Raw genomic sequence first — 22,178 nt, forward strand, 5'->3', positions numbered from 1 at the left:
GAGGTTGCCACTGGATCGCACGGAGGACGCGATGCCGTGTCGACCGTGGAGTCGCCTATGCCGCGTATGTCAGCGCTCGCTTCGATTTGCGCGCTGGCGATCGCATCGATGGCGCCGGGCAGCGTCTGGGCGGACGGCGGGGCCGGCGGGGCAGGCTACAGCGCCATCGTCGGCGGTGCCGGCGGGTCGCTGGCGCAACCGGTGGGCAGCAAGGGCACCACAGGAACCTCGCTGGCAGGCAACGGCGTGACCTACACGATCGGCGGCGGCGGCGGCGGTGGTGCGATGGTCACCGCTGGCGCCACCGTGGGCAATGGGGCTGCGGGCGGCAATGGCGGCGGCAACACGCCCGTGGCCACGGGCGGCGCCGGCGGGGTGGTCGCCGCGGGTTCGCGCTACACGGGCGGCAACGCCGTGGCTGTGGTCAACACGCCGACCACTGGCGCCAGCGGCAACCCGGGTGGCGCGGCGGTGACCGCGGTGGGTGGCTACATCGACGGCGGTGGCGGCGGTGGCGGCGGCGGTGCGGCGGCACTGGTGTTTTCCGCGAACAACGGCACGGTGACCGTCGACAGTGCACTGACCGGTGGTGCGGGCGGCGCGGGCGGCGCTGCAGGTGCGATCGCCTCCGGCGGCGGCGCCACCGACTGGGGCTGGGGCGGCGGCGGCGGCGGCGGCCAGGGCGGCGTGGGGCTGCTGGCGACCGACGGCGGCCAAGTGACGGTCAATGCGACGGGGACGGTCCGGGGCGGAGCCGGTGGTGCGGGCGGTGCGGCCACGCAGGGTTCCGGAGGCTCGGGCGGCGACGGCGGCACGGCCATCCAGATCACGGGAACCCGAACGCTCGCCAACGGCGGGGTCATCCTCGGCGGCGCCGGTGGCGCCGGCGGCGTGTCGAGCCAAGGCGGAACCCTTGGCCAAGCCGGGGCGGGAGGCGTCGCGATCAAGGCGGCCGGCGGCGTGTCGATCATCAATAGCGGGACGATCACGGGCGGCCTGGCGGGGACGGGCTCGGGCGTCGGCGCCGGGGTTCGCGCCGATGCGATCCAGTTTTCTTCAGGGAGCGGCAACGGCAACGGCAACGGCAACGGGAACGGAAACGGCAACGGGAACGGCAACAACGCCAACACGCTGACGCTCCTGGCCGGCTCCACGATCACGGGCAACGTCGTGGCAACCGCAGGCGGCAACGACGGCCTGGTCCTGGGCGGCACCACGAACAGCAGCCTGGACGCCGGCCTGATCGGTAACACGGCCCAGTACCGCAACTTCGCGACCTTCCAGAAGACGGGCACCAGCACCTGGACGCTGACCGGCGCGAGCACGGCGCTGACCCCCTGGTCGATCCTGGGGGGGACGCTGGCGATCGCTTCGGACGCGAGCCTGGGCGCCGCTGCCGGGGGGCTGACACTGGCCGCCGGTACGCTTCAGACCACTGCCACCATGGCGTCGAACCGGGAGATCGCCCTGGGCGCGGGAGGTGGAACCTTCAATGCGGACGGCGGCACCGCATTGACGCTGGGCGGCGTGGTCTCCGGCGCCGGCGGTCTCACCAAGAGCGGCGCCGGCACCGTGACGCTGGCCGGCGCCAACACATACAGCGGCGGTACCACGATGTCGGGCGGCGTCCTGTCGGTCGCCAACGACGGCAACCTCGGCAGCGTCAGCGGCGCCCTCACATTCAACGGCGGCACGCTGAATACCACGGGCAGCTTCACGGAGAACCGCGCGGTGACGATCAACGCGGCCGGCGGCATGATCGACACCAGCAATGCGACGACGCTGACGCTGGGCAGTATCGTGAGTGGTACGGGCGGCCTGACCAAGCAGGGCACCGGCACGCTGGTGCTGACCGGCGCCAACACGTACGGCGGCGGCACCACGATGTTGGCCGGCGTCCTGTCGGTCGGCAACGACGGCAACCTCGGCAGCGCCAGCGGCACCCTCACCTTCAACGGCGGCACCCTGAACACCACGGGCAGCTTCACGGCGAACCGCGCGGCGACCACCAATGCGGTTGGCGGCACGATCGACACCGCCAACGCGACCACGCTGACGCTCGGCAGCACCGTGAGCGGCGCGGGCGGCCTGACCAAGCAGGGCACCGGCACGCTGGTGCTGACGGCCGCCAATATGTACAGCGGCGGCACCACGATCACGGCCGGCACCTTGTCGGTGGCGAACGACGGCAACCTCGGCAACACCGCCGGCGGCCTCACCTTCAACGGCGGCACGCTGAGCACCACGGGCAGCTTCACGGCGAACCGCGCAGTGACGATCAACGCGGCCGGCGGCACGGTCAACACCAATGCGAACACGCTGACGCTGGGCGGCGCCATCGCCGGCAGCGGCGGCCTGACCAAGGCCGGCAGCGGGACGCTGGTGCTGGCCGGCACCGACACCCACAGCGGCGGCACCACGATCTCGGCCGGCACGCTGCAGGTGGGCAACACCACCACGGCCGGCGCGCTGGCCGGCGACGTGACGGACAACGCCGCGCTGGTCTTCGCCAACACGGCGGCACCGATCGCGGGCGTGATCTCTGGCAGCGGCACGGTCACCAAGACCGGCAGCGGCACGACCGTGCTGACGGGCAACAACACCTACACCGGCGCGACGACGATCTCGGGCGGCACGCTGCAGCTCGGCAACGGCGGCAGCAGCGGCGCAATCGACGCGTCCAGCGCGGTGACGAACAACGGCACGCTGGCATTCGACCGAAGCAACAACTTCACGTTCAGCAACGTGATTTCGGGCAGCGGCGGCGTGAGCCAGATCGGCACCGGCACGACCACGCTCAGCGGCGCCAACAGCTACGGCGGCGGCACCACGATCTCGGCCGGCACCTTGTCCGTGGCGAACGACGGCAACCTCGGCGACATCAACGGCGGCATCGCCTTCAACGGCGGCACCCTGAGCACCTCGGCAGGCTTCACGTCGAACCGCGCGGTGACGCTGAACGCGGGCGGCGGCACGGTCGATACCAACGCGACCACGCTGACGCTGGGCGGCGCCATCACCGGCAGCGGCGGCCTGACCAAGGCCGGCAACGGCACGCTGGTGCTGGCCGGCACCGACAGCCACAGCGGCGGCACGACCATCTCGGCCGGCACCCTGCAGGTGGGCAACGCGACCACGGCCGGCGCTCTCGCCGGCGACGTGACGAACAACGGCACGCTGGCCTTCAATCGCAGCGACGCCGTGAACTTCGCCGGCGCGATCAGCGGCAGCGGCGGCGTGAGCCAGATCGGCAGCGGCACGACCACGCTCAGCGGCGCCAACACCTACAGCGGCGGCACCACGATCTCGGCCGGCGCCTTGTCGGTGGCGAACGACGGCAACCTCGGCAACGCCACCGGCGGCATCGCCTTCAACGGCGGCACCCTGAGCACCTCGGCAGACTTCACGTCGATCCGCGCGGTGACGCTGAACGCGGGCGGCGGCACGGTCAACACCAACGCGAACACGCTGACGCTGGGCGGCGCCATCGCCGGCAGCGGCGGCCTGACCAAGGCCGGCAGCGGCACGCTGGTGCTGGCCGGCACCGACAGCCACGGCGGCGGCACGACCCTCTCGGCCGGCACCCTGCAGGTGGGCAACACCACCACGGCCGGCGCGCTGGCCGGCAACGTGACGAACAACGCCGCGCTGGTCTTCGCCAACACGGCGGCACCCATCGCGGGCGTGATCTCGGGCAGCGGCACGGTCACCAAGACCGGCACCGGCACGACCGTGCTGACGGGCAACAACACCTACACCGGCGCCACCAGCGTCGCAGCCGGAACCTTGCAGGTCGACGGCGCGCTCGGCAACAGCGCCGTCGGCGTCGCGAACAATGCCACGCTGGCGGGCAGCGGCTCGATCGCCGGAACCGTGACGGTCGCCGATGGCGGCACGCTGCAAGGCCGCAGCGGTCAGACGCTGACCACCGGCGCGCTGACGCTGGGCAGCAGCTCGAACACCAATGTGGCGCTCGGCACGCCGAGCAGCACCGCGCTGTTCCAGGTCAACGGCGCCCTCACGCTCGACGGCCAGGTCAATGTCACCGACCTCGGCGGCTTTGGCCCCGGCGTCTACCGGCTGATGAACTACACCGGCGCGCTGACCGACAACGGCCTGCTGGTCGGAAGCACGCCGAGCGGCACTTCGCTGTCGGTCCAGACCGCCGTTGCACAGCAGGTCAACCTGGTCAACACGACCGGTCAGACGCTGAATTTCTGGGATGGCGGCAGCGCAGCCAACCTCAACAACGGCGCCATCGACGGCGGCACCGGCACCTGGACGGCGAGCTCCGGCAACTGGGCGAACCAGAACGGCACCCTCAATGCCCCGATGTCGCCGCAACCCGGTTTCGCGGTGTTCCAGGCGACCCCGGGCACGGTCACGGTCGACAACGCGCAAGGTGCAGTCGCCGTCACCGGCATGCAGTTCGCAACCAGCGGCTATGTGGTGCAGGGCGGCCCGGTCCAGCTGGTCGGGACGCAGGCGATCATCCGTGTCGGCGACGGCAGCGGGACGCCCATCACCGCCACGGTCAGCGCCGAGCTCGCGGGCACGGCCAAGCTCGAAAAGACGGACTCGGGCACGCTCGTGCTCACCGGCGCCAACAGCTACAGCGGCGGCACGCTGATCTCGGGCGGCACGCTGCAGCTGGGCGATGGCGGCAGCAGCGGCTCGATCATCGGCGACGTGGCGAACAACGGCACGCTGGCCTTCAATCGGAGCGACGCCGTGAACTTCGCCGGCGCGATCAGCGGCAGCGGCGGCGTAAGCCAGATCGGCGGCGGCACGACCACGCTCGGCGGCGCCAACACCTACGGCGGCGGCACCACGATCTCGGCTGGCACCTTGTCGGTGGCGAACGACGGCAACCTCGGCAACACCACCGGCGGCATCATCTTCAACGGGGGCACGCTGAGCACCTCGGCAGACTTCACGTCGAACCGCGCGGTGACGCTGAACGCGGGCGGCGGCACGGTCGATACCAACGCGACCATGCTGACGCTGGGCGGCGCCATCGCCGGCAGCGGCGGCCTGACCAAGGCCGGCAGCGGCACGCTGGTGCTGGCCGGCACCGACACCCACAGCGGCGGCACGACCATCTCGGCCGGCACCCTGCAGGTGGGCAACACCACCACGGCCGGCGCGCTGGCCGGCGACGTGACGGACAACGCCGCGCTGGTCTTCGCCAACACGGCGGCGCCGATCGCGGGCGTGATCTCGGGCAGCGGCACGGTCACCAAGACCGGCACCGGCACGACCGTGCTGACGGGCAACAACACCTACACCGGCGCGACGACGATCTCGGCCGGCACGCTGCAGCTCGGCAATGGGGGCAGCAGCGGCGCGATCCTCGGCGACGTCGCCAACGAAGGCACGCTGGCCTTCAACCGCAGCGATGCCGTGACCTTCACCGGCGCCATCTCGGGCAGCGGCGGCGTGCAGCAGCTCGGCAGCGGCAGCACCACGCTCACCGCCGCCAACACCTACACCGGCGGCACCGTGATCTCCGGCGGCACGCTGCAGCTCGGCGATGGCGGCACCAGCGGCTCGATCACCGGCGACGTGACCAACAACGGCAGGCTGGCCTTCAATCGCAGCGACGCCGTGGACTTCACCGGCGCGATCAGCGGCAGCGGCGGCGTGAGCCAACTGGGTGGCGGCACGACCACGCTCGCCGCCACCAACACCTACACCGGCGGCACCCTGATCTCTGCCGGCAAGTTGATCGGCGGCGCCGGCAGCTTCGGCTCCGGCGCGATCGTGGACAACGCGGCGCTCGAGATCCAGCAGGCCACCGATGCCACCTTCGCCAATGCGATCTCCGGCAACGGCAGCTTCACCAAGAGCGGCGCCGGCGCACTCAACCTGACCGGCGACAGCAGCGCCTTCACCGGCAGCACGCTGGTCAAGACCGGCACGCTGGCGGTCAACGGTTCGCTCGGGGGCGCGCTGACGATGGCCAGCGGCACCACGCTCAAGGGCAACGGCACGGTCGGCACGACCGTGGTCCAGTCGGGCGCGACCGTGGCGCCGGGCAATTCGATCGGCACCCTGCACGTGGCGGGCGACCTCACGCTGGCGGCGGGCTCGACCTACCAGGTCGAAGCCGCGGTCGACGGCCGCAGCGACCTGATCCGCGCCACCGGCGCGATCCACCTGCAGGGCGGTTCGCTGGCGGTGCTGGCCGACGGCAACTGGAATCCGACCACCACCTACACCATCCTCAACGCCGGTGCCGGCGTGAACGGCAGCTTCGGCGGCATCACGACCAACTTCGCTTTCCTCGATCCGACGCTCAGCTACAGCGCACAGAACGTGGTTCTGAGCCTGAAGCGCAACGACACCACGTTCGAGTCGGTCGGCAACACGCCGAACGAGAGCCAGGCCGGCGGCGCGGTCGACGCCTCGGGCTCCGGCGGGCTCTACAACGCGGTGGTCAAGCTCGACGCCGTGACGGCCCGCAGCGCGTTCGCGCAACTCGGCGGCGAACTGCATGCCTCGCTCAAGTCGATGGCCATCGAAGACAGCCGCTACGTGCGCGACGCCGGCCTCGACCATGCCCGGCGCTCGCTCGGCGGCGTCGCCACCGGCACCGACACCGCCTCGAAGGACGGCGTCTGGGCCTATGCCTTCGGCGCCCGGGGCGACATCCGCGGCGACGGCAACGCCTCGAAGATCGACGGTTCGACCAGCGGCCTGCTGATCGGCGGCGACACGCGGGTCGGCGACGACTGGCGCGTCGGCCTGATGGGCGGCTACAGCAGCGGTAGCGCCGATCTCGACGCCCGCGCCTCGTCGGCCAGCAGCGACAGCTGGCACCTGGGCGTCTATGGCGGCCGCCAGTGGGGTGCCCTGGGCCTGCGGCTCGGCGCGAGCTACAGCGACAGCAGCATCGACACCCGGCGCGCGGTGGTGTTCGGCAATTTCACCGACCTGCCGACTGCCAGCTACAAGGCGCAGACGGCGCAGCTGTTCGGCGAACTGGGCTGGCGCATCGACGCCGGCGCGGCCGTGGTCGAGCCCTTCGCCGGCCTCGCCTATGTCAACCTGCATACCGACGACTTCACCGAGCGTGGCGGCTTCGCGACGCTGCACGGCGCGGGCGACAGCACTGACATCGGCTACAGCACGCTGGGCGTGCGCGCCACCACCGACGTCGAACTCGGCGGCGCGAAGATGACGCTGCGCGGCATGCTGGGCTGGCGCCACGCGATCGGCAGCACCAGCCAGTATGCGTCGATGGCGCTGGCGTCGCAGTCGGCCTTCGTGGTCGCCGGCGTGCCGATCGCGAAGGATGCCGCGGTGGTCGAGGCCGGTGTCGACTTCTCGCTGCGGAAGGACCTGACGCTGGGCGTGTCCTACCTCGGCCAGGCCGGCAGCGGCGTGACCGACAACGGCGTCAAGGCCACCCTGCTGTGGAAGTTCTGATCTACATCGCGCCAACGCTGCCGGTCACCGGCAGCACGATCCCGTGATGTAGCTGGCGTCCAACACCGCGTTCCCGATGCGGACTCGACGCAGTCCCACAGCGCGCCGGGGCCGGCACCTATGCCTGGGGCCAGGTCCCGCCAGCGATGCTGGCGCACCTCTTCACACGAAGCCGCGATGAGCACCCCTTCAGCGTCCGCCGCCGCGCCCGCCGCACCCGCGAAAGCGCGCTGGTGGTCCAAGCTCGGCCCGGGCCTGATCACGGGCGCCGCGGACGACGACCCGAGCGGCATCGCCACCTATACGCAGGCCGGCGCGCAGCTCGGCTACGGTGTGGGCTGGACCCTGCTGCTGACCTATCCGCTGATGATGGGCATCCAGCTGGCCAGCGCCCGCATCGGCCGCGTCACCGGCCGGAACCTCACCGAGACCTTCGCGCGCTTCTGCCCTCGCTGGATGGTGGCGTCGCTGGTGGCGCTGCTGCTGGTCGCCAACGTCATCAACCTCGGTGCCGACCTCGGTGCCATGGGCGACTCGGCTGCGCTGGTGCTGCCGGGACGGCCGGCCTGGTATGCGGTCGGCTTCGGCCTCGTGTCGCTGCTGCTGCAGGTCTTCCTGCCCTACGAGCGCTATGTGCGCGTGCTCAAGTGGCTCACGCTGTCGCTGTTCGCCTACGTGGGCGTGGTGTTCGCGGTGGATGTCGACTGGGCCGCGGCGCTCAGGGGAACCTTCGCGCCGGACTTCCACTGGAGTCGCGCGTACGTCACCACCGTGGTCGCGATCCTCGGCACCACGATCAGTCCGTACCTCTTCTTCTGGCAGGCCTCGCAGGAGGTGGCGGAGATCCGTCGCGTGGCGGACGACCATCCGCTGCGCGTCGCACCGTCGCAAGCGCGGGTGCAGCTGCGCCGGTTGCGGCTGGACACCGCGGTCGGCATGGGCTTCTCGAACCTGATCGCCTTCTTCATCATCACCGCCGCCGCCGCCACGCTGCATGCCCATGGCCAGAGCCGGATCGAGACCACCGCCCAGGCCGCCGCCGCACTGAAGCCGATCGCCGGCGACCTCGCCTTCTGGCTCTTCGCGCTCGGCGTCCTGGGCACCGGCATGCTGGCGCTGACGGTGCTCGCCGGATCGGCGGCCGAGGCGGTGGCCAGCTACTTCCACCTGCGCAAAGGGCTCGACCTGACGCTGGCGCGCGGCCGCAGCTTCTACGCCATCCTCGCGGCCGCGATGCTGCTGGGCGTGGGCATCAGCCTGTCGGGACTGAATCCGATCTCGGCCCTGTACTGGGCGGCGGTGATCAACGCCGTCATCTCGGTGCCGGTGATGGTCGCGGTGATGATCGCGGCGTCGAGTCCCGCGGTCATGGGCCAGATGGTGCTGCCGCGCAAATGGCGGCTGCTGGGCTGGCTGGCGACCGCGGCCATGGCGGCGGCCTCGGTGGCACTGGGGGTGGTCTCGTTCACGTAGCGGGGTGCGGTCGGGCGCTGTATATTCATCCAGCCCCATGGCCGCCCTCCCTTCCTCTTCCGCCGCCGCGCCACTCGCGGTCTCGGTCCGCACGCTCTGCGCCTTCGCAGCCAAGGCCGGCGACCTCGACCTGCGCTTCGTGCCGGCCCCGAGTGGCCAGGAAGGCCAGGCGGGCCACCGGCTGGTGCAGTCCCGCCGCAGCCTCGACTACGAAAGCGAGGTCGGCCTGTCGGCGCGCTTCGGCCGGCTGCTGGTGCGCGGACGGGCCGATGGCTGGGACCCGCGGCGCCGCCGGGTCGAGGAGATCAAGACTTTTCGCGGCGACTTCGGCCGCATCAAGGCCAACCATCGCGCGCTGCACTGGGCCCAGGCCCGCAGCTACGCCTGGATGCTGTGCGAGCGCGACGCGCTGCCGGCGCTCGACGTCGCGCTGGTGTATCTCGACCTCGGCACCGAAAAGGAAACGGTGCTGGCGGAGAGTTGGACCCGGGCCGACCTGCAGCAGCACTTCGAGGCGCTGTGCGCGCGCTACCTGGCGTGGGCCGAGCAGGAGTCCGCTCACCGCGCGGCGCTTGATCCGGCGCTGGCGGCGCTCGCCTTTCCGCATGGCGGCTTTCGCCCCGGCCAGCGCGAGCTGGCCGAGGCGGTCTACCGCTCGGCGGTCTCGGCGCGCCCGCTGCTGGCCCAGGCGCCGACCGGCATCGGCAAGACGGTCGCCACCCTGTTTCCGCTGCTCAAGGCGCGGCCGGCGCGCCAGCTCGACAAGATCTTTTTCCTGACCGCCAAGACCTCGGGCCGCGCGGTCGCCCTCGGTGCCCTGCAAACCCTCGACCGCGCGCAGGCGCCGCTGCGGGTGCTCGAACTGGCGGCCCGCGAGAAGGTCTGCGAGTACCCCGGGCGGGCCTGCAACGGCGACGATTGCCCGCTCGCGCGCGGCTTCTACGATCGGCTGCCTGCGGCCCGCAGCGAAGCCATCGCCGCCGCCTGGCTCGACCGCGAGGCGCTGCGCGGCATCGCACTCGCCCACCAGGTCTGCCCGTACTTCCTCGCCCAGGAACTGGTGCGCTGGAGCGACGTGGTCATCGGCGACTACAACTACTACTTCGACGGCAGCGCCTTCCTCTATGCGCTCACCAAGGACGAGGAGTGGCGCGTCGCCCTGCTGGTCGACGAAGCCCACAACCTGCTGGACCGCGCGCGCGGCATGTACTCGGCGCAACTCGAAGCCGCGGCGCTCGAGGCGGTGCGCGCCAAGGCGCCGGCGCTGCTGCGCAAGCCGCTGGGGGGCCTGGCGCGCGAATGGCAACTGCTGCAGCGCGATCAGGTCGCCGCCTACCAGCCGCACGACCAGGTGCCCGAGCGCTTCGCGCGTGCCTTGCAGGAAGCGGTCTCGCTGATGGCCGAGCACTTTTCGGCCCGCCCCGACGAGCCGCCGGGGGCGCTGCAGCAATGCTTCTTCGACCTGCTCCAGTTCGCCCGGCTGGCCGACAGCTTCGGCAAGCATTCGGTCTTCGAGGCGACGCTCGGCCCGGGGGGCACGCGTGCCCTGGCGATCCGCAACCTGGTGCCCGCGCCCTTCCTGCAGGCGCGCTTCGCCGATGCCGCCTCGGCGGCTTGCTTCTCGGGCACGCTGGCGCCCTTCTCGTTCTACCGCGACACGCTGGGCCTGCCCGAGAACACGGCGACGCTGGACGTGGGCTCGCCGTTCCGCAGCGAACAGCTCGATGTCCGGGTGGCGATGGACCTGTCGACCCGCTTTCGCGACCGCGACCATTCGCTCGACGCGCTGATCGACATCGTGGCGGCGCAGTTCGCGCGCCGCCCTGGCAACTACCTGGCCTTCTTCAGCAGCTTCGACTACCTCGACAGCGCCTCGGCCGCCTTCGAGCGGCGCCACCCGGGCATCCCGGCCTGGCGCCAGTCGCGCGGCATGCGGGAGGCGGAGCGCGAGGCCTTCCTGGCACGCTTCGCCGCCGGTGGCCGGGGGGTCGGCTTCGCCGTGCTCGGCGGCGCCTTCGGCGAAGGCATCGACCTGCCGGGCGACCGCCTGGTCGGGGCCTTCGTTGCCAGCCTGGGCCTGCCGCAGCACAACGAGCCGAACGAGGTGATGCGCGAGCGCATGGACGCGCTGTTCGGCGACGGCTATGCCTACACCTACGTCTATCCGGGCCTGCAGAAGGTGGTGCAGGCCGCCGGGCGCGTGATCCGCAGCGAGACCGATGCCGGCGTGCTCTACCTGCTGGACGACCGTTTCGCGCGGGAGGAGATCCGGGCGCTGCTGCCGGCCTGGTGGCAGCTGGAGCCGATGTTCGCCGGGGCGCGCTGAGTCTTCAGATCACCGGTCCCCGCACCGCGGCGCTGCGGCCGATCTTGCGCAGCCTGGCCGACAACTGGGCCTGGGTCTCGAGTTCGCGCTGCCACAACTCGTAGCCGGCATCGCTCGGGTGGAGGCCGTCGCGGGCGCTCAGCCGCCGGGGATGGCGCGCGAAGGGGTCGTCCTCGCGCGCCATGAACAGCGTCACGTGCTGCGCGCCGTTGGCCCGCGCCACCTCGGCCACGATGGCCTGCAGCCGGCGTGCCCGGTAGCTCATCCACCAGCTCCAGGGCGGCAGGAAGACGCGCAGGTTGCCGAGGTTGCCGGGCGGCATGAAGACCACCGCCTGGGCGCGCACGCGGGCACGCTGCGCGACGCGCTGCACCGCGTGGCGCAAGGCGGCATCGCGGGTGGTGCCGAGCACGTCGTGGGTCCCGCCGAGCACCAGAACCGCGTCGAAGCGCTCGTTGCCGTCGAGCTGCTCGAGGATGTCGGCGAAGCGCGCCCCGGGCTGGGCCTTGTTGACCACGGTCAGCGACGGATTGGCGCGCGACAGCAGGCCCGGCAGACTGTGGATCGGGTCGCTGGCACCGGCGCCGCCGGCCGTGCTGTCGCCCACAACCAGCAGGCGCGCGCCTTCGGGCTCGGCCTGTCGCTCGAAGGGATGGGCCCGGCGCGCCAGCCGCGTCGACCGGTGCAGCCGCAAGGCGGCGTAGCTGGCGGTCGCGGCCGCGAGCCCGAGCAGCACGGACAGGCCGGCACCCGCTGCGATGTGACTTCGCTTCACCGTCGTCCCTGGCGGCGCCTCAGGCCGTATCGGTCCGCTTGGTGACCTCGCTCAACTGGAGTTCGATGCGGAAGAGTCGCTCGTTCAGGATCGCGGTCTGCAGCCGCAGCGCCTCGATGATCGCGCGGGTCGGCGCGTCGGGGGCATGGGTCGACAGCTCCTGCAGTTCGTGCAGCTTGTTGCGCAGTTCGTTGCTCATGGCAAGGCTCCATCGGGGTCGGTACCGCGCATCGTAGTCGGCCTGCGTCAGAATGCGCTGCTATCGTTTTCTCGTAGACCGTACCCCCCATGAAGCTCGCCGAATCCTTTGCGGACGTTTCCCGCTTCGTCGCCATCCGCCGCGACATCCACGCCCATCCCGAACTCGGCTTCGAGGAGCACCGCACCTCCGAGAAGGTGGCGAGCCTGCTCGAGGAATGGGGCATCGAGGTGCACCGCGGCATCGCCGGCACCGGGCTGGTCGGCGTGATGCGCCGCGGCGACGGCAAGCGGACCATCGGCCTGCGCGCCGACATGGATGCGCTGCCGCTGCACGAGGCCAACGAATTCGCCCACAAGTCGACCCACGCCGGGCGCATGCACGCCTGCGGCCACGACGGCCACACCACGATGCTGCTGGCCGCTGCCTGGCACCTGGCGCAGCAGGGCGCGGCCTTCGACGGCACCGTCCACTTCATCTTCCAGCCGGCCGAGGAGATGGGCAAGGCGGGTGCCAAGAAGATGATCCAGGACGGCCTGTTCGAGCGCTTCCCGTGCGACGCGGTCTTCGCGCTGCACAACTTCCCGGTCGGCGACGTCGGCCGATTCGCGCTCAACGAAGGCGCGCTGATGGCATCGAGCAACACCTACAAGATCACGCTGCGCGGCCGCGGCACGCATGCCTCGATGCCGCACACCGGCCTCGATCCGGTCGGCGCGGTCGTCGCGCTGGCGCAGGCGCTCGCGAACATCGTGCCGCGCACCATCGCCAGCACCGAGCGCGCCCTGCTCGCCGTCACGCAGCTGCAGGGCTCCGATGCGCCGAACGTGATCCCCGATGTCGCCTCGGTCGGCGGCACGGTGCGCACCTTCTCGATCGCCGCCCTGGACCTGATCGAGGCGCGCCTGCGCACCGTGGCCGAGGGCATCGCCGCGGCGCACGAGTGCACGGCCGAGGTGAGCTTCGTGCGCGCCTCGCCGCCGGTCGTCAACCATCCGGCCGAGGCCCGTTTCGCCGCCGAGGTGATGCGCGAGGTGGTCGGCGCCGACATGGTCACCGACGACTTCCCGGCCGTGATGGGGGCCGAGGATTTCGCCCACATGCTGATGGCGCGGCCCGGCTGCTACGCCTTCCTGGGCAACGGCGACGGCGACCACCGGCTCGACGGCCACGGCCCGGGGCCCTGCATCATCCACAACACCTCGTTCGACTTCAACGACCAGATCATCCCGATCGGCGCCAGCTACTTCGTGAAGCTGGTGGAGCGCTGGCTCCCGGTCGGTGGCCGCTGAGCGCACCTTTTCCTTCCCACAAAAAGAAAGCATGCAGATGTCGATTCCGTTGACCCGTCGATCCCTGGCCGCGGCCGCCGCCTGGCTGGCGTTGGGCGCCGCGCTGCCGGCGCGCGCGCAGCAGCGCGTGATCCGCATCGTGGTGCCCTTCGGCACCGGCGCCGTGCAGGACACCGTGGCGCGCGCCTTCAACAACGAGCTGGGCGCGGCGCTCAACGCCGCGGTGATCGTCGAGAACCGGGCCGGCGCCGGCGGCACGGTCGGCGCGGCCCTGGTGGCCAAGGCGCCGCCGGACGGCAACACGCTGGTGCTGGCGGCGGCCAGCCACCACATCGCCGGCTTCCTCTACAGCAAGCTCCCCTACGAGCCGCTGAAGGACTTCGTGGGCGTCGCCAACCTCGGCAATGCCGGCTACGTGCTCGCGGTGGCGAGCGACCTCGATGTCGCGAACACCGCCGACTTCATCAAGCGGGTCAAGGCCAACCCCGGCAAGTACAACTACGCCTCGGCCGGCAACGGCAGCGCCACGCACCTCGCGATGGCGTCCTTCCTGGCCAGAGCCGGCCTGGAGATGACCCACATCCCGACCAAGTCGACCGGCGAGGCGGTCAACGAGGTGCTGGCCGGCCGCGTGCAGGCCGTGATCTCGTCGAGCGTCGGCGTGATGGGGTTCCAGAACGACCCCCGCATGAAGCTGCTGGCCTCCACGGGCCAGGCGCGCAGCCAGTTCCTGCCCACGCTGCCCACCGTGGCGGAAAGCGGACTGCCCGGCTATGCCTTCGACTCCTGGATCGGCCTGCTCGCACCGGCCGGCACGCCCAAGGCCGAGGTCGAGCGCCTCAATGCGGCGACCAACAAGGTGCTGGCCGATCCGGCGATCCAGGAGCGCTTCAAGCGCCTCGGCGTCGAACCGCGCAGCCAGAACGCCGAAGAGTTCCAGAAGCTGCTGCGCGCCGACTGGGACGCAATGGGCGCCGTGGTCAAGGCGTCGGGCGCGAAGGTCGACTGAGCGCCGGTCGGCCTAGCCGTGCGGGCTCGGCGGCAGGCTCTTCAGGTACAGGTACAGCGCCTGCACGTCGATGTCGCTCATTTCGCGCAGCGATCCGAAGGGCATCACCCGCACCGGCGTCCCATCGGGCCGCGCGCCGCTCCTGAAGAGCTGCTGGAAGGCGGCCGCATCGGCATAGCGCGTCATGGCCGTGCCCTCGCCGGGCGTCAGGTTGGCCGCCGCGGGCCAGTCGGGCGGCCCGCCGGGAATCTTGCCGCCATTGAGCTTCTCGCCGTGGCAGCCCAGGCACATGTTGGCCACGTAGGCGCCGTGCTTCAGGCTCAGGCCTTCGGGCACCGGCGGCTCCGGCGGCCGCCCGTGATCGATCTTGGCGGCGGCGTCCTGCATCAGGCCGAAGCCATAGAAGGCGCGCACCGGAAGCGGCAAATCGACCACCGGGCCGCCGCCGCTCGCCGGCGGCATGTGGCGCAGGTGGGCGACCAGCGCGGCCAGGTCGTCGTCGGTGAAGCGGTTGTAGTCTTCGCTCGGCATCACCATCAGGGGCCGGCCCACCGGATTGACGCCGTGGCGGATCGAGCGCTCCCAGTCGGCCGGCGTGTAGCCGGCGACCACGCTGCCCGGGCCCGGGCTGATGTTGGGCCCGGCAATGCGCATGCCCTTGCCGTCGTCGAGGAACACCTTGCCGCCGCCCTGGGCGCCATGGCAGTCGACGCAGCCGCGCGAGGCGAACAGGTAGCGGCCGCGTTCGATCGCCGCGGCGTCGTCGCGGAAGGCCACGCCCTGCACCGGGATGTCGATCTTGCGCTGCATCTTCCGCTGCGCCAGCTGGTCGCCGGCGAACAGCGCCGCCGCGGCCAGCGCGACCAGCAGCGCCAGCGCCAACAGGATGCGCTTGAGCCAGCGCCGGCCCGGATGGGTGAGGGATGGATCGGTCAAGAAGGAGGACCTGTGCGTGTGAAAACGCATGATGGCGTACGTTTAGTACTGCCGTCCATACCACCTTTGCCAGAGGACCTAGCCCGACGCCGCGTCGAGCTGCGGGCAGTCCCAGCCCAGCAGCTCGGCCAGCCGCCGGACGATCCATTCGGCTTCAGCGCCCGACACCCCGGCGTCGGGCACCGCCAGCCCGGCATGGATCCGGCGCAGGATCTCGTCCTCCGAGGGCACCTCGACGTGATGCAGGACCTGCGCATGCGCGACCAGGTGGTTGGCCAGGTCCTCGCAGATCTCGTAGCGGGCGCGCACGACCGCGATCGGCTCGGCGAGGCGCTGCCTGGTGTCGGTGTAGACCGCGAAGAACGAGGGCGGGATGTCGATCTGGTAGTCGTCGGACATGGGTGCAGGCCTGGGATCCAAATGAAAAACGCGCCCGGGGGGCGCGTTTCGAGAGTGCATGCGCCGTGGCGGCGCAGACGACTCGGTGGGCGATCAGCCGCCCTTCTTGGCCCGCTTGCCGGGGTTCTTCTTGCTGCGGGTCGCGGTGCCGCGCTCCAGGCTCACCTTTTGGCCGCCACCCGACTTGGGGACGTTGTAGCCGGGTTGCGGAACGGGCTTGGGGGTGGCAATGCGGTCTGCCTCGGTGCGGATTTTCTTGGGCATGGAAAGCTCAGGTGATAAGAAATCGAAGGACGTAATTAAGCCACATCGTCGAGCAGCCGCACTTTGACGGTCTTGCCCTTGACGCGGCCGGTGGAAAGCTTGTGCGCAGCCTCGCGCGCGATGCGCCGCTCGACCGCCACGTAAGTGGAGAATTCGTTGACGTTGATCTTGCCGACCTGGTCGCGCGTGAAGCCGGCCTCGCCGGTCAGCGCGCCCAGCACGTCGCCGGCGCGGATCTTCTCCTTGCGGCCGCCGACGATCTGCAAGGTGGCCATGGGCGGCTGCAGCGGACCGGCGGCATCGGCCGTGAGCTCGGCCAGCGGATGCCATTCGGATTCGCGGCCCTGCAGCTGCTCGATCTTGCCGACGCTGCCCATCTCGTCCATGCTGGCGAGGTTCAGCGCCAGGCCTTGCGCCTCGCCGCGGCCGGTACGGCCGATGCGGTGGATATGGACCTCGGAGTCGGGCGTGACGTCGACGTTGATCACCGCCTCGAGGTCGGCGATGTCGAGGCCACGCGCCGCGACGTCGGTCGCCACCAGCACCGAGCAGCTGCGATTGGCGAACTGCACCAGCACCTGGTCGCGTTCGCGCTGCTCCAGCTCGCCGAACAGGGCCAGCGCGCTGAAGCCCTGGGCCTGCAGCACCTGCACCAGGTCGCGGCATTGCTGCTTGGTGTTGCAGAAGGCGAGCGAGCTTTGCGGCCGGAAGTGGTTCAGCAGCAGGCTGACCGCATGCAGGCGCTCGGTGTTCTTCACCTGGTACCAGCGCTGGACGATCTTGCCCTCTTCGTGCTGGGCCTGCACCGTGATCTGCTGCGGGCTCTTCATGAACTGCGCCGCGAGCTTCTGGATGCCCTCGGGGTAGGTGGCCGAGAACAGCAGCGTCTGGCGCTCCTTCGGGCACAGCCGGGCGACCTTCACGATGTCCTCGAAGAAGCCCATGTCGAGCATCCGGTCGGCTTCGTCGAGCACCAGCGTGTTCAGCGCCTCGAGGTTCAGGCTGCCGCGGTCGAGGTGGTCCATGATGCGGCCCGGCGTGCCGACCACGATGTGGGCGCCGTGCTCGAGGCTGGCCAGCTGGCCGCGCAGGGCGACGCCGCCGCAGAGCGTGACCACCTTGATGTTTTCTTCGGCCCGGGCCAGGCGGCGGATTTCGGTCGTCACCTGGTCGGCCAGCTCGCGCGTCGGGCACAGCACCATGGCCTGGACCGCGAAGCGGCGCGGATTGAGATTGGCCAGCAGGGCCAGCGCGAAGGCGGCGGTCTTGCCGCTGCCGGTCTTGGCCTGGGCGATCAGGTCCTTGCCGAGCAGCGCCACCGGCAGGCTGGCGGCCTGGATCGGCGTCATCTGCAGGTAGCCGAGCTGCGTCAGGTTCGCGAGCGCCTGCGGCGAGAGCGGCAGCGTGGCGAAGTCGGTGGCGGGACCGGTCACGGGGAGGGTCAGCGGCGCTGCGAGTTGTTGCCGCCGCTGTTGACCGGCGGCGGACCGCGGCGTTCCAGATGGCGGAACGTGATGCGGCCCTTGGTCAGGTCGTAGGGCGACAGCTCGAGCGACACCTTGTCGCCGGCCAGGATGCGGATGTGGTGCTTGCGCATCTTGCCGCCGCTGTAGGCGATCAGCTGGTGGCCGTTGTCGAGGGTGACACGGTAGCGGGAGTCAGGCAGCACTTCGGTCACTGCGCCGTTCATTTCGATCAGTTCTTCCTTGGGCATGAATTACCTTTTGAATGGGTTGTCGTAATTGGATAGGAAATCGGTGTGCCGAATCAAGCGGCGCAAGGCGTACGGGGTGCGCTGCGTTCGCGAATCCAGCCCAGGCCCTGGTCGATCGCGTAGCCGACGGCCGCCGCGTGACTGGCAAAACTGGGCGTGAAACGCATCACGCGGTCGTGCGTGCCGCTGCCGCGGCCGGATCGGATCGAGACCGATGCCACATAGCGGCCGTCGTCCAGGTCCTTGATGAGCGGCGAGACAAGGTACTTGCCCACTGCGATGCTGTGTTGAATGATGTCCATCGAAAGCCTTGGCATCCCGCGACGCCGCGAAATGCCGAAATTGAGATTGAATAAAACGAGCGCAGGCCGGCCGGAAATGGCGCCCACCGGAGCGGACAGCGCGCTGTTCGCTTCAACAAAGTACGAAGGCAGTGGTGGCAAATCTTGGGCGCCCGGTCTGGCGCTCCAACACACTGTGGTGCCGGCTGGTCATGAGGGGCCCGGAGATCTCCAGTATCTCCAGCCTGGCCGGCAAATGACGAAAGTGCTTCGTCGTTAAATCGAAACGAACCCCGGATTATATCCGATCTGGCATGACAGTTGCTATTTCAGCTTCGTGACAGTCCTCCCGGCGCTTGCGGGAGAGGCGCTTGGGGCGCACCATGGCGCCATCGTTCCAAGGAGCGCTGCCATGCAAAACCACCCCTTCGCCAAGCGGCCGCCGGCGCCGCCCCGGCGCTGGTGCGCGCAGTGGGTCGGGGTTTGGCTGGCCGCGCTGGCATGGCTGCCCCTGGCGCAGGCGGCCATCCCTGCGACGGCGGTCGATGCCGCCCGGGCCGAGGCCCAGGTGCAGGCGCTGCAGCGCGCCGGCGACGCGGTCGTCGCGCTCGAGGTCACGGCCACCGAGGGGGCCACCTCGGCCGAGAACCTGGGGCGGCAGCGCAGCGGATCGGGCGTGGTGATCGGGCCCGACGGGCTGATCCTCACGATCGGCTACCTGCTGCTGGAGGCCGAGACCATCGAAGTCCTGACCCAGGACGACCGCCGGCTGCCGGCGCGCCAGGTGGCCTACGACCTGGCGACCGGCTTCGCGCTGGTGCGCCCGCTGGTGCCGCTGCCCGGCATCGAGCCGGTGCCCCTGGCCGGCGTCGGCGGGCTGCGGCCGGGCGAGCCGCTGCTGGCGGCCACCGGCACCAGCGGCGGCACCGAGGTGGCGTTCACGCGCCTGGTGGCGACCCGGCCGTTCTCCGGCAACTGGGAGTACCACATCGACATCGCCCTCTTCACCAGCCCGCCGATCGCCAACCACAGCGGCGCCTCGCTGTTCAACCGCGACGGCGAGCTGGTCGGCATCGGCAGCCTGCTGGTGCGCGAGGCGGGTGGCCCGAACCGCCTGCCGGGCAACATGTTCGTGCCGGTCGAGCTGCTGCGGCCGGTGCTGGCCGAGATGCAGTCGACCGGGCGCACCCGGGCCAGCGTGCGGCCCTGGCTCGGGCTCTCGTCCTTCGAGCGCGATGGGCATGTGCAGATCGTGCGGGTGGACCGCTGGGGGCCGGCGCTCGAGGCCGGCCTGCAGCCCGGCGACGTGGTGCTCGAGATCGACGGCGTCAGGGTGGCGACGCTCGAAGCTTTCTACAAGCAGCTCTGGACCCGGCCGGACGCCGAGGCCGACGTCGAGCTCACCGTGCAGCAGGGCACGCAGATCCGCAAGGTCAAGGTGCACGCGGTCGACCGCATGCGGACCTTGCGCAAGCCGCAGGGGATCTAGGGCGTGTTCACACTATTCCAGGGATCGCGTTGCCCGGCCAAGGGGCTGGATGCAAGGCGCCCGCGCGCAGCAAGGCTGGCGCCTTGCAAGCGCGGGCAACGCCGCAGACGGCCCCTTGGCCGGGCAACCCGAAGGGAAGGCATGCCAAGGCGGGCCACTCCGCGTTGCACTCCTTGTATGTGCCAACGCACATGCGGCGTCGTACGCCTTGATTGGCCCGCCTTGGCATGCCTTCGCGACCCTGGAATAGTGTGAATACGCCCTAGCTGATCCCGAGCATCTTCCGGTTGGCCGCCCTGTCGGCCCCGCCGCCGGCGAAATCGTCGAAGGCACGGTCGGCCACGCGGATGATGTGGCGCTTGATGAACTCGGCGCCTTCGCGCGCGCCGTCCTCCGGGTGCTTGATGCAGCACTCCCATTCGAGCACCGCCCAGCCCGGGAAGTCGTAGGCCGCCATCTTCGAGAAGATGGCGCCGAAGTCGACCTGGCCGTCGCCGAGCGAGCGGAAGCGCCCGGCGCGGTCGATCCACGACTGGAAGCCGCCGTACACGCCCTGCTTGCCGGTCGGATTGAACTCGGCGTCCTTGACGTGGAAGATCTTGATGCGCTCGTGGTAGTGGTCGATGTAGGCCAGGTAGTCGAGCTGCTGCAGCACGAAGTGGCTCGGGTCGTACAGCAGGCAGGCGCGCGGGTGGTTGCCGACCCGTTCGAGGAACATCTCGTAGCTCACGCCGTCGTGCAGGTCCTCGCCCGGGTGGATCTCGTAGCAGACGTCGACGCCGGCCTCGTCGAAGGCGTTGAGGATCGGCTTCCAGCGCCGCGCCAGTTCGTCGAAGGCTTCCTCGATCAGGCCGGCCGGGCGCGGCGGCCAGGAGTAGAGGTAGGGCCAGGCCAGCGCGCCCGAGAAGGTCGCGTGCGCCGTCAGACCCAGATGGGCCGACGCCCGGGCCGCGTCGTGCAGCTGCTGCACGGCCCATTGCTGCCGCTTGACCGGGTCGTTGCGCACCTCGGGCGCCGCGAAGCCATCGAAGCCGGCGTCATAGGCCGGATGCACCGCCACCAGCTGGCCCTGCAGGTGGGTCGACAGCTCGGTGATCTCGAGGCCGTGCGCCGCCAGCGTGCCCTTGACCTCGTCGCAGTAGGTCTTGCTCTCGGCCGCCTTCTTCAGGTCGAAGATGCGAGAGTCCCAACTCGGTATCTGCACGCCCTTGTAGCCCAGGCCTGCGGCCCAGCCGGCGATGGCGTCGAGGGAGTTGAAGGGCGCCGTGTCGGCAGCGAACTGGGCCAGGAAGATGGCCGGCCCCTTGATCGTCTTCATGTGCTTGTCTCCGGGTCGTGGGGCATCGATGATGCCATCGCGGCATGCCGTCCGACAGTGCGGCAGCCTGGCCGTCGCAGTGCACGTCGCGCCGGAAGGCGACACAATGGCCCCTGCCACTCCACACAGCAGGGCCGCGGGCACTCGCGGCGCAACAGAGCCAATGTCACAAACCGTTTCGGGGCGCCTCAAGATCGGTCTTTCCGCCTGCTTCTCCCACGCCGATCCGGCGCGCTCGCTGTTCACCAACAAGACGCTGCAGTATGTGGAGCAGTCGATCACGCACTGGCTGATGTCGGCCGGCGCGATGGTGGTGATGGTCCCCTGCCCGACCGGCGCCACCGCGCGCGGCGACACCAAGCTGTCGCACTACGCCGAGTGGCTCGACGGCGTCGTGATGCACGGCGGCGCCGATGTCTGGCCCGGCAGCTACGGCGAGGTGCCGCTCAAGGACGCCTGGGTGGGCGACCGCATCCGCGACCTCTACGACCTGGCGCTGGTCGAGGCCTTCGAGCAGGCCGGCAAGCCGATCTTCGGCGTCTGCCGCGGCTTGCAGCTGATCAACGTGGCCTTCGGCGGCACGCTCTACCAGGACATCGAGGCCCAGCACCCGAACGCGCTGCGGCACCGCGACGCCGAGGCCTACGACCAGAACTTCCACGAGATCAGCATCACGCCCGGCTCCCGCCTCTCCAAGCTCTACCCGGGCATGGAAAGCGCGCGCGTCAACAGCATCCATCACCAGGGAGTGAAGGACCTGGCGCCGGGCTTCGAGGTCGATGCGTGGAGCATCCCCGACCGCATTCCCGAAGCCATCCGCCGCAAGGGCGACCGCGGCCGCAGCTACATCGCCGCGACCCAGTGGCACCCGGAGTTCCATACTTACGGCGCCACCGACACCGTCGACGACACGGCCATCCTGCAAGACTTCCTGTGGGCCTGCGCCACCGCCAAGGTCAGCCCGAAGGGGCCGCTGCGCAGCGCGCCCGGCCGCATCCGCAACCGGGCGGCACGGCTGCTGCGGCAGGCCCTGCTGATGCGTTGAGCCGCCAGCCGCAGTCCAGCGAACCGGCGGGGTGCGCCGTCAGCGGCTCTGGTTCTTGACGTTGCTGACGTTGGCGTCGATCGTGCCGAACACGGTGATGCCGCTGCTGCTGCTTGCGGCACTGGCGCCGCCGTCGGCGCCCGAGGCACCGCGGGATGCACAGCCCGCGGCCAGGCAGAGGGTGGCGGCGAACGCCACCGCGAGGAGTGTCTTCATGCGAATCCCCT

17 protein-coding genes are annotated in these 22,178 nt (G+C 70.4%); 7 read left to right on the plus strand and 10 right to left on the minus strand.

What is annotated here, in order from left to right:
- The first annotated feature begins 57 nt into the window (after nucleotides 1–57).
- The 3 genes from QTI68_RS03490 to QTI68_RS03500 all read left to right on the plus strand — a co-directional run bounded on the left by QTI68_RS03490 (nucleotide 58) and on the right by QTI68_RS03500 (nucleotide 11,230).
- Nucleotides 58–7,431 carry an autotransporter-associated beta strand repeat-containing protein gene (locus QTI68_RS03490; protein ID WP_286519690.1) on the plus strand — a complete coding sequence of 2,458 codons (7,374 nt, stop codon included), beginning with the start codon at nucleotides 58–60 and terminating at the stop codon, nucleotides 7,429–7,431.
- 177 nt (nucleotides 7,432–7,608) lie between these two features.
- A complete protein-coding gene (locus tag QTI68_RS03495; RefSeq protein WP_286519691.1) occupies nucleotides 7,609–8,904 on the plus strand; it encodes an Nramp family divalent metal transporter in 1,296 nt (431 codons plus the stop codon).
- A gap of 37 nt (nucleotides 8,905–8,941) precedes the next feature.
- Entirely contained in the window at nucleotides 8,942–11,230 is a 2,289-nt protein-coding gene (locus tag QTI68_RS03500) for an ATP-dependent DNA helicase (RefSeq protein WP_286519692.1), read from the plus strand.
- Between the two features lie 4 nt (nucleotides 11,231–11,234).
- On the opposite strand, the gene QTI68_RS03505 is transcribed toward QTI68_RS03500, so the two are convergent.
- Nucleotides 11,235–12,005, minus strand: a complete 771-nt coding sequence (locus QTI68_RS03505) for a GDSL-type esterase/lipase family protein (RefSeq protein WP_286519693.1) — start codon at nucleotides 12,003–12,005, stop codon at nucleotides 11,235–11,237.
- 19 nt (nucleotides 12,006–12,024) lie between these two features.
- Nucleotides 12,025–12,204: a hypothetical protein gene (locus QTI68_RS03510; RefSeq protein WP_286519694.1), complete on the minus strand. Its 180-nt coding sequence runs from the start codon at nucleotides 12,202–12,204 to the stop codon at nucleotides 12,025–12,027.
- A gap of 89 nt (nucleotides 12,205–12,293) precedes the next feature.
- On the opposite strand from QTI68_RS03510, the gene QTI68_RS03515 reads away from it, so the two are divergent.
- Nucleotides 12,294–13,496 (plus strand): M20 aminoacylase family protein, encoded by a 1,203-nt coding sequence (locus QTI68_RS03515; RefSeq protein WP_286519695.1) that lies wholly within the window; start codon nucleotides 12,294–12,296, stop codon nucleotides 13,494–13,496.
- A gap of 31 nt (nucleotides 13,497–13,527) precedes the next feature.
- The gene (locus tag QTI68_RS03520; RefSeq protein ID WP_286519696.1) at nucleotides 13,528–14,505 is read left to right on the plus strand and encodes a tripartite tricarboxylate transporter substrate-binding protein; all 978 of its coding nucleotides are present in this window, start codon (nucleotides 13,528–13,530) and stop codon (nucleotides 14,503–14,505) included.
- Between the two features lie 12 nt (nucleotides 14,506–14,517).
- On the opposite strand, the gene QTI68_RS03525 is transcribed toward QTI68_RS03520, so the two are convergent.
- From QTI68_RS03525 to QTI68_RS03550, 6 genes are all read right to left on the minus strand, one after another.
- Nucleotides 14,518–15,441 (minus strand): c-type cytochrome, encoded by a 924-nt coding sequence (locus tag QTI68_RS03525; RefSeq protein ID WP_286519697.1) that lies wholly within the window; start codon nucleotides 15,439–15,441, stop codon nucleotides 14,518–14,520.
- A 78-nt stretch (nucleotides 15,442–15,519) separates the two neighbouring features.
- Nucleotides 15,520–15,840, minus strand: a complete 321-nt coding sequence (locus QTI68_RS03530; protein WP_286519698.1) for a hypothetical protein — start codon at nucleotides 15,838–15,840, stop codon at nucleotides 15,520–15,522.
- Between the two features lie 93 nt (nucleotides 15,841–15,933).
- Complete coding sequence (locus QTI68_RS03535; protein ID WP_286371840.1) at nucleotides 15,934–16,104, minus strand: hypothetical protein; 171 nt, start codon at nucleotides 16,102–16,104, stop codon at nucleotides 15,934–15,936.
- A 35-nt stretch (nucleotides 16,105–16,139) separates the two neighbouring features.
- Nucleotides 16,140–17,549 carry an ATP-dependent RNA helicase DbpA gene (gene dbpA, locus QTI68_RS03540; RefSeq protein ID WP_286520212.1) on the minus strand — a complete coding sequence of 470 codons (1,410 nt, stop codon included), beginning with the start codon at nucleotides 17,547–17,549 and terminating at the stop codon, nucleotides 16,140–16,142.
- Complete coding sequence (infA, locus tag QTI68_RS03545) at nucleotides 17,546–17,818, minus strand: translation initiation factor IF-1 (RefSeq protein ID WP_286519699.1); 273 nt, start codon at nucleotides 17,816–17,818, stop codon at nucleotides 17,546–17,548. Before infA ends, dbpA begins: the two co-directional genes overlap by 4 nt.
- Nucleotides 17,819–17,871: 53 nt before the next feature.
- Nucleotides 17,872–18,120 (minus strand): hypothetical protein, encoded by a 249-nt coding sequence (locus QTI68_RS03550; protein ID WP_286519700.1) that lies wholly within the window; start codon nucleotides 18,118–18,120, stop codon nucleotides 17,872–17,874.
- A gap of 391 nt (nucleotides 18,121–18,511) precedes the next feature.
- Between QTI68_RS03550 and QTI68_RS03555 the strand changes: the two genes are divergently transcribed.
- Entirely contained in the window at nucleotides 18,512–19,588 is a 1,077-nt protein-coding gene (locus QTI68_RS03555) for a S1C family serine protease (protein WP_286519702.1), read from the plus strand.
- A gap of 262 nt (nucleotides 19,589–19,850) precedes the next feature.
- Here the strand turns inward: QTI68_RS03555 and QTI68_RS03560 are convergent, their stop codons facing one another.
- The gene (locus QTI68_RS03560; protein WP_286519703.1) at nucleotides 19,851–20,906 is read right to left on the minus strand and encodes a sugar phosphate isomerase/epimerase family protein; all 1,056 of its coding nucleotides are present in this window, start codon (nucleotides 20,904–20,906) and stop codon (nucleotides 19,851–19,853) included.
- Nucleotides 20,907–21,069: 163 nt separating this feature from the next.
- Between QTI68_RS03560 and QTI68_RS03565 the strand changes: the two genes are divergently transcribed.
- On the plus strand, nucleotides 21,070–21,951 hold the full coding sequence (locus tag QTI68_RS03565) for a gamma-glutamyl-gamma-aminobutyrate hydrolase family protein (RefSeq protein WP_286519704.1): 882 nt from the start codon (nucleotides 21,070–21,072) through the stop codon (nucleotides 21,949–21,951).
- Nucleotides 21,952–21,990: 39 nt separating this feature from the next.
- Here the strand turns inward: QTI68_RS03565 and QTI68_RS03570 are convergent, their stop codons facing one another.
- Nucleotides 21,991–22,167: a hypothetical protein gene (locus tag QTI68_RS03570; RefSeq protein WP_286519706.1), complete on the minus strand. Its 177-nt coding sequence runs from the start codon at nucleotides 22,165–22,167 to the stop codon at nucleotides 21,991–21,993.
- Nucleotides 22,168–22,178 lie beyond the last annotated feature (11 nt).

The sequence above is a fragment of the Variovorax sp. J31P207 genome (genome assembly GCF_030316965.1).
Taxonomy (GTDB): domain Bacteria; phylum Pseudomonadota; class Gammaproteobacteria; order Burkholderiales; family Burkholderiaceae_C; genus Variovorax; species Variovorax ginsengisoli_B.